This window comes from Bacillus sp. SIMBA_154 (assembly GCF_046536015.1).
GTDB lineage: Bacteria > Bacillota > Bacilli > Bacillales > Bacillaceae > Bacillus > Bacillus pumilus_P.
The window spans coordinates 1-270 of the sequence record NZ_JAWJBV010000285.1 but is presented as its reverse complement, the minus strand read 5'-3'; the positions used below and the strand labels follow the sequence as shown (position 1 = coordinate 270).

Genomic DNA, 270 nt, shown 5'->3' with positions numbered 1-270 from the left:
ATACGGAAAGCTGACCTTTTACGGGCCGGCTTTTTTTATTTGTGCATCGGTGGTAATTTATGGTCTTTTGCCGCTGATGAATGAGAACAAAAGTGAACCACATACTACATATATAACCACCCGAAAGATGGTGATGCAAGATGGAAAGACGAATATTTCTCAGACTTCGCCACCGCGTGAAGGCTCATACCGGAGATATCATCACAGTCGGCGACGCCGCACAGATCGCGGGACAGCAAAAGCTGAAAAAAAAACTGTCGGCACTGCCGC

At 47.0% G+C, this 270-nt stretch carries 1 protein-coding gene; it reads left to right on the top strand.

Annotated features, from left to right (window positions below):
• Positions 1–140: 140 nt before the first annotated feature.
• Positions 141–270: stage V sporulation protein AA (locus R0K30_RS22070; protein ID WP_486304029.1), on the top strand; the 130-nt coding region annotated here is incomplete at its 3' end.